The 6,351-nt window shown below is 63.3% G+C and carries 5 protein-coding genes; 3 read left to right on the top strand and 2 right to left on the bottom strand.

All coding sequences use genetic code 11. The features are described 5' to 3' along the window. Positions 1–182 precede the first annotated feature (182 nt). The gene (locus ACFWBT_RS40965; RefSeq protein ID WP_385709328.1) at positions 183–1,781 is read right to left on the bottom strand and encodes a pentapeptide repeat-containing protein; all 1,599 of its coding nucleotides are present in this window, start codon (positions 1,779–1,781) and stop codon (positions 183–185) included. 362 nt (positions 1,782–2,143) lie between these two features. Between ACFWBT_RS40965 and ACFWBT_RS40960 the strand changes: the two genes are divergently transcribed. Then, on the top strand, positions 2,144–2,719 hold the full coding sequence (locus ACFWBT_RS40960) for a GIY-YIG nuclease family protein (RefSeq protein WP_385709326.1): 576 nt from the start codon (positions 2,144–2,146) through the stop codon (positions 2,717–2,719). Between the two features lie 146 nt (positions 2,720–2,865). Here ACFWBT_RS40960 and ACFWBT_RS40955 read toward each other — a convergent pair whose 3' ends face one another. Beyond that, the gene (locus ACFWBT_RS40955; RefSeq protein ID WP_385709323.1) at positions 2,866–3,351 is read right to left on the bottom strand and encodes a hypothetical protein; all 486 of its coding nucleotides are present in this window, start codon (positions 3,349–3,351) and stop codon (positions 2,866–2,868) included. Positions 3,352–3,729: 378 nt separating this feature from the next. On the opposite strand from ACFWBT_RS40955, the gene ACFWBT_RS40950 reads away from it, so the two are divergent. Both ACFWBT_RS40950 and ACFWBT_RS40945 read left to right on the top strand, forming a co-directional pair. Beyond that, complete coding sequence (locus tag ACFWBT_RS40950) at positions 3,730–4,155, top strand: hypothetical protein (protein WP_385709320.1); 426 nt, start codon at positions 3,730–3,732, stop codon at positions 4,153–4,155. Then, positions 4,152–6,351 (top strand): tetratricopeptide repeat protein (locus ACFWBT_RS40945; protein WP_385709317.1); only part of this gene is annotated, 2,200 nt, incomplete at its 3' end. The genes ACFWBT_RS40950 and ACFWBT_RS40945, both read left to right, overlap by 4 nt.

Genomic DNA, 6,351 nt, shown 5'->3' with positions numbered 1-6,351 from the left:
CTCTCACCAATATCCGACCTGCCAGGGGCCTCGATGGCCGTCAACCCCCTCAACGCCAAGCGCGCATCAACCACACCTTGGGGACGCGACGTTAGCTCAGGAGACTGCCCGACTCGCCGGAAGCTTACGGGGCCATGATCACTCGCCCCAAAGCAGCTCCAGCCCAAAGCCGCTCCGCCGCCCTAGGGGGTAACTGGAGCCAACATCGGCGGATGCCATCGCACGATGTCATATCGCCCTGAAGCGGAAATCTCGTCAGAAACGGCCCACCCAACAGGTCGGGCTCGCATTTTTTCTCTACTCAGCACCGACGAATTATCGAAGTGGTAGGACTGTGCGACTGTCCTGTGGAATTCGACTGTTCCATTGAATTGGGATCCGTAAAAACTCACTCCGGTGGATCGTTGAGTACCGGCAAACACGGAGCTTTTTTCGAACGTCACGTCTCTGAAGGCCGCGCCGTCCATCGGCTCGATATTTGCAAATTTAGCTACCCCTGAGAATCGCGTGTTCCGGACAGAGACTCCGGCGGTGAACTTACATTCAGAGAACGAAGCCGAGTCCATGAAGTGTGTACCTCGGAGGCGAAGCCGTCCTTCGAATCGCGACGATCCGAAACGCGTCATTCCCTTAAAGTCTGAATCGGCTATCGTGACTGCACCGCGAAATCTGACCTGCCCGAAACGGCAGATATCCGCGAAGATGGCTCGAATGAATTGAACGTCTGAGGCGAAATCTGCCTCGGCGAAGTTGACCTCGCTCGAAAACTCTGCGTCATCGAAGTTGCTTCGGTCGTAGAAGTTGGCCAACTTGAAGGATGCCTGGCCCTTGAAGGTGGATCTGTCGAAGCGTGCTCCTAAATCGAAGCTTGCTTGATCGAACCCACACGCCCTCTCGAAAGTGACTTCTTCGAACTTAGCCGGACCAGAGAATTCAAAGCCTTTGAAATCGGCGAATCCGTGGAAGCGCGCCCCTCGAAACTTCATGAACCCTGTCGACTTGGAGGCAGTAAACCGAGTGGTGCCGATAAATCGAGTATGTGCAAATACACCTCCCTCCAACTCGCAGTCAGACAGGTTCCAGGTTATAAGTGTCGCTCCGGTTAGATCGATTCGCAATCCTCCCCAGAACTCACCCTTACTCTTCGATGTGTTCGATAGATGGCGCCTTAGTAGATCTTGTGCCGTAATCCGAACCTGCATCTCCTGACGCTCCTCGTTATTCGCCAAGGCCGTCTGAAGTGCATGCGTTGTGACCGATGAAGCTTCTACGGATGAGGGAATGGAGAACGGCATGCGCAGATATGCACAAACGACATCAATGATTGTTTGCCTGTGGCTCGGATTGGCTTGCGCCAATCTCTCCAAGGCGAAAATTCCACCAATTCTTACGGGTGCGATATCGCTGCCCAGCTGATCGACTGCCTTGCCGTATAGATCAGTAATCCTCCTCTCTGTTGCATCCATGATCTCAGTCTCTGCAACCTCCTCTTGGTGCAATTGAGATCTCTCGCCTAGCCACTGCTTGCGAGCGGCCAGTAGGAGAGCTGCTGCGCCGCCGGCTCCTACCCCAACACTAAGGCCTGTGCGGATTGCGTTGATTTCGACCGAGGCGATTTTTGCCTCATCGGGAGTTTGGGACGAAGTTTCCCGCACTAGGAACAATGTAGTAGCTGCGGTGATTCCAGAAATTACCAGAAATAAACAAACAACTAAACGCCACGAGATGACCCTGATTTGTGGTCGTCGCGTTTGCTCCTGGCCAACCTTGAGGTTCCGCATTGCGCAAGTATGACGTCGGTTGAGATGCCATGGTGGCCACTTCGAAAATAATGGCCGGGCTTCCTGGGAGGGATGGGCTGGGCTGCGCCGGGCCATGCCCGCGCCGACCGGCGGTGGCCGGACGGATGGATGCCTCTCAACAGGTCACGCAACCTCTAGGCCCGCGTGTCATAGGTGTGCCACACAGTGCGGTCAAACACGGTCGATGACGGCTTACCGCAGGTGATATAGGGCCTTCGCCTGGGCCGCCGCTGCAGCCGGAGTGACCTGCACGGACATACTGCCAACCACTCCTGCCCTTACAAACGGCGGCGTTCGCTATGCGGCTAGGCCCGACGCAGTCATCCACTAGCCTCCGATCAATGGCTGTTGCTGACCTTGGAGGCTCCGTGGCCCATGCCGCTCTCACCGAACCGGATCGACTCTGGTCCGCGCAGGAGGTCCTGTTGCGTCCCAGCCCGGTGCCGGCGGCGGCCGGGGTCTACGGGTGGCACTTCGTACAGGCTCCCTCTGCCGACCTCGATGCCGGGCGTCTTCTCTACGTCGGCATAGCCCCGCGGTACATGGCCAACCGGACCAGCACGCAGAACCTGCGCAAGCGAGTGCGGTACCACTACCGGGGCAACGCGGCCAGATCAACGCTTCGTCTCACACTCGGTTGTCTGCTCGGGATCGAGCTGCGTCGAGTGGGCAAGAGTGGGACGCGCATGACCTTCGGCAAGGCCGGGGAAGCCGTCCTCAGCCAGTGGATGGCAGAGAACGCCCGAGTGTGTTGGATCGAGCACGACGAACCGTGGACCCTGGAGTCGGAGCTCATCACTCAACTCGACTTGCCGCTGAACCTCGACCAGAACCGTCGCAACCTGTTCCACGGCCGCCTCAAGGAACTGAGAGCCCAAGCTCGGCAGCGCGCAAGAGAGTTGGACGTCAGCGCGTAGACCTTCTGCCGATCTGACATCACCAACTGACATCAACGATGGCGGACGATGGCATACGGCGGTGGCTGCAGCCGGATCCATGAGCGACCAGCAGGCCCAGTTCCGGCAGGCCGTACCGGGCTGTGATCGAACTTACAAGGCGAGGGTCAGTCTTCGCCGACCTGTAGCAGCACCACGGTGAAGCCGTTGCCAGTGCCGGCGACCACGCCGTCGAAGGTGTGGCGAGTGACAGCACTCCAGGCGCGTACTTGCTCCGAGAGATCGCTGATGTTCGCGTGCCAGACGGATCCGGTGCCGAGCAGTTCGACCACGCGGACCGCTGTCCGACGTGCATGGGTGCGATCACGTCGTGGACTGCCGGGGAACACCAGGTCATCCGCTGCGAGGTAGGTCATGAGGTCCGTCGCGTATTTCGAGTCGACCTCGATGAGCGCTTCAGCCACCTCGGCCGGCGAGTCGGGGCCAGTCGCCCCGGGCACGGCGTACTGCTCCCAATCCCGTTCAGCCTCGACAACGAGAGTCCGGATGTGTTCCTCCACTGAACCCTGAGTCTCAGGCGAGACGCGACCGAAGACCCCTTCTTCCCGAGCCAGCGAGGCAAGCAGCCCACGAAGCTCCCACTCGATGTTCATCGCACCATGTTCCCAGGCCACTGCAGACAGCCATGCCGGAGGCTCAGTGGTCACGCCGCCGCATACGGCAATCAACAAACGTGCCACATCCGTGCCACATAGGTCGGTCAGCCACGGTCAACAGCGGTGTGCATCGGTCGCGGTACCTCGCCCAACTCGACACTCCCCATCTGCCCTACGGCCTGCGCGTCTTCGAGGAGCCCAACCACCGGGCTTACAAGGCTGCGGTCTGCCCTCCTCCGGTGCAGTCATGCTTGGGTCGGTGACCGGCGAGGTGTTCGCGGGAGCTACTTCAGATGATTCAGGCGTTTTGACCTCACGGCCAGGGTCTTGTTTCTACGCTGAGTTCTTTCGGAGCCGCGTGGGTTTGGGGATCAAGTGGACGCTGAGATCGTGCAGTTGGTTGGGCAGGCGGGGCCGGCTGTGACGGCTGCGGTGGGGGCATACGGGGCAGCCGTGCTGACCCGTGCACAGGATGCTGCGGCCGACGCCACGGTCGGTCTCGGACAACGGATTCTTCAACTGGTCTGGCGGCACCGGGACGAAGCGGGTCAGGCGGAGCTGGAACGGGTGGTGGGTGAGGCTGCCGATGAGCAGGACGACGCGTACTCCACGGCCGTGCTGAGCCGACTCCTCGGGCAGGCATTGCAGAACGATCCCGCACTCCGGGAGGAACTGGCTGCTGTACTGCCTGCTCCCGCGCCGGGCACGGTCAATGTCACGGCCTCCGGTGAACGGTCGATCGCCGCCCAGCACATCGGTACTGCCATCACCGGTGACGGTCACACCGCGCCGCGGCCATGAGTACGGACGAGGATCGATCCCGGCTGGGGATCGAGGCGGCCGGACCGAGGACGATCGCCGCCCAGCACATCGGTAACGCCTTCACGGGCGATGTACTGCCAGCCGAGGCACTGCATGCACCAAGCAAGGCCGCAGCGGCACCGGGCACCTCCAACCTGTCCCCCATCGCCCTCTGCCTGGGGCGGGAGGAAGAACTGGGCCGGCTGCGGCGCATCCTGACCAGCCGCCATGAGAGTGCGATCACTCAGAGTGGGACAGTGCACGGTCTGGGAGGAATCGGTAAGAGCACGCTCGCCCTGCAGTACGCCCATCGCCATCGCGGCGACTACAGCCTGATCTGGTGGATCAACGCCGCGTCCTCCAACGAGATCGAGACCTCCCTCGCCGGCCTTGCTCACGCTCTGGTGCCCGACTGGTCAGCCACCGCAGGGCGGGAAGCGCAGGTGGCGTGGGCGATGCAGTGGCTGGCCTGGCATCCGGGCTGGCTGCTGATTTACGACAACGTGGAGAACCCCGAGGACCTCACCGACTACACCGGCGCCCTCCACCGGGGCCATCACCTCGCCACCAGCCGCCGCACCACCGGCTGGCCCGACAGTGCCCCCACCTTGACCCTGGGCAACCTTGACCCCGAAGATGCCACCACCCTGCTGTGTCGGCTCGTGTTCAAGGAGACCAGCCCCACGCCCCGTCAGCAGGCCGAAGCCCGCTCCCTTGTAACCGAGTTGGGGCACTTCCCTCTGGCGATCAAACAGGCTGGCGCCTACCTGGCCCAGAACTGCGGCATCAGCCTGGACTCCTACCGCCGTCGGCTGGACACCAAACTTGCCAAGACCGCCCACGGCACCGATACCGAACGCACCCTCGCCCGCATCTGGAACGTCACCCTCCACACCCTGGAGCAGGTCGATCCGCTGGCCGTGAAGGTGCTGCACACTGTCGCCTGGCTGGCCCCCGACGACATCCCTCACAGCCTGCTCACCCCACCCGGCACCGACCCGGACGACATCGCCGAAGCCGTCGGAACCCTTGCCGCGTACAGCATGATCACCGACACCGGCACCACGTTGAGCGTCCACCGTCTGGTTCAGACCGTCCTGCGCACCTCCCTAAACCCTGACGTCACCCAGCCGCTCCAGCACCTGCGAGGGCGGGACCGCGCGGAACAAGCCGTCCTCCACGGCCTGACCCCGCCCCGAGGCCAGGACACCACTACCGAAGACCAGTGGGACACCCTCACACCCCACCTCGTCACCCTCGCCGCCACCAGACCACCCGAACACCAAAACACCCGACTTACCGATGCATACGACACCGCCGGCTACCGACTCCACCAGCAAGGTCACACGGCCCGCGCCATCCCCTTGCTGGAGGCCACCCTCGCCCAGCGTGAGTGGGTCCTGGGCGACACCCACCCCCACACACTGACCAGCCGCAACAACCTTGCCGCCGCCTACCGGGCAGCGGGGGACCTGGGACAGGCCATCCCCCTGTACCAAGCCACCCTCACCCAGCGTGAGCAGGTCCTGGGCGACACCCACCCCGACACCCTGGCCAGCCGCAACCACCTCGCCGGCGCCTACCGGACGGCGGGGGACCTGGGACGGGCCATCCCCCTGCTGGAGGCCACCCTCGCCCAGTGCGAGCAGGTCCTGGGCGACACCCACCCCGACACCCTGACCAGCCGCAACAGCCTCGCCGCCGCCTACCAGGAGGCGGGGGACCTGGGACGGGCCATCGCCCTGCTGGAGGCCACTCTCGCCCAGCGTGAGCAGGTCCTGGGCGACACCCACCCCCACACACTGACCAGCCGCAACAGCCTCGCCGCCGCCTACTATGAGGCGGGGGACCTGGGACGGGCCATCGCCCTGCTGGAGGCCACCCTCGCCCAGCGTGAGCAGGTCCTGGGCGACACCCACCCCGACACCCTGGCCAGCCGCAACAACCTCGCCGCCGCCCACCAGGAGGCGGGGGACCTGGGACGGGCCATCGCCCTGCTGGAGGCCACCCTCGCCCAGTGCGAGCAGGTCCTGGGCGACACCCACCCCCACACACTGACCAGCCGCAACAACCTTGCCGCCGCTTACGAGTCGGCGGGGGACCTGGGACGGGCCATCCCCCTGTACAAAGCCACCCTCGCCCAGTGCGAGCAGGTCCTGGGCGACACCCACCCCCACACCCAGGCCAGCCGCAACA

Source organism: Streptomyces sp. NPDC060027 (assembly GCF_042737005.1).
Classification (GTDB): Bacteria; Actinomycetota; Actinomycetes; order Streptomycetales; family Streptomycetaceae; genus Streptomyces.
Note: the sequence above shows the minus strand (reverse complement) of the source record. Positions and strands in the feature narration are given on the sequence as shown.